Consider the following 1,160-nt stretch of genomic DNA (forward strand, 5'->3'; position numbering starts at 1 on the left):
CTGCAGACCCCACTAAACAGGGGGCGAGATCATCCCGGAAACCGGGGGCGCAATCATCTCGGAACAAAGGGGCGGCTTCATCGGAATCGGCAGATTGACCTTAGGCTAAGTTGAACTTACGCTGAGAGGATGATGTCAGCGCTGATCCCTTCATTAAACTGGCTGCGCGTGTTCGAGGCAGCCGCACGACACCAGAGCTTTGCCCGCGCCGGGAAAGAACTGAACATGTCGGCTGCCGCGGTCAGTCAGCAAGTCCTTGCGTTGGAGACCCATCTGGGTCGCCCTCTGTTCGAACGTGCTGCAAACCGGATAAATTTGACGACGGAAGGAGGCGATTTCCTTCCCACGGTCCAGGTTTCGCTTGGGGCAATCGAGAGCAAGGCCGCATCTCTTTTCGCGCGGCAGCGCGTCGAACGGGTCACCCTGCTTGCCAGTCAATTGATGGCAATGAGTTGGCTCCCTCGCGTGCTGGCTGACTTTGAGCGCGAGAATCCGTTGATCCGTGTTGAACTTTTAATGGAGGGCACGCAGCGTAAGGCAGACCCCGACCTCGCAATCCGCTTCGGGGAGGAACCGCACCTTGTGCGCCATCCAAGCTGGCTAATGGGGATGTCGCATGTCGTTATGGGTCGGAAGGAAGATCTCGACAGAATGGAGGGCCTGGAAGATCTGTTGTCATTTCGATTGTTTGACGTAGCAGCGCATGTGATGGGATGGACCGCGCTTATGAATCATAACTTCGGGCCGATGCGAGGGCGGAATCTCAGACTTGAGACCGTCGATACTACTCCGCTGGCGCTGATCATGGTTAGCCAAGGACTAGGCCTTGCAATAGGCCATATCCCGGTATGCGGTCCGCTCGCTGCATCGCTGGGATTGGAAATCTGCCCGCTCGTCCCCAAAACTCCGGGGCCGGGGAACTACTATCTCGAGCAACCAGTAAACAGGCCGCAACGCTCTGCCGTACTCCAACTCGAACGCGCACTTCAAGCCGCCGCCCAGGCATCGTTGCGTGGCACATGACGTTCAACATGCGATCTCGCCCAAGGGTTCAGGTCTATAGATGGTACTGTAACGTTAACCGCGAAGCGAAGAAGATGTGGGATCTGTCGGCATTCTGCACGTGATCCTCTCTATCGTCGCCACCGGTTTCCAGCGGA

General features: G+C 57.2%; 1 protein-coding gene. It reads left to right on the top strand.

From position 1 onward, the window contains the following. Positions 1 to 132: 132 nt before the first annotated feature. Positions 133 to 1,023 carry a LysR family transcriptional regulator gene (locus FHT75_RS36340; RefSeq protein ID WP_281413890.1) on the top strand — a complete coding sequence of 297 codons (891 nt, stop codon included), beginning with the start codon at positions 133 to 135 and terminating at the stop codon, positions 1,021 to 1,023. The last annotated feature ends 137 nt before the right edge of the window (positions 1,024 to 1,160 follow it).

Source organism: Rhizobium sp. BK112 (assembly GCF_014193215.1).
GTDB lineage: Bacteria > Pseudomonadota > Alphaproteobacteria > Rhizobiales > Rhizobiaceae > Rhizobium > Rhizobium anhuiense.

Bases quoted from the DNA above. Each gene is read 5' to 3' on its own strand.
- FHT75_RS36340 (WP_281413890.1), top strand. From the start codon at position 133: ATGTCAGCGCTGATCCCTTCATTAAACTGGCTGCGCGTGTTCGAGGCA.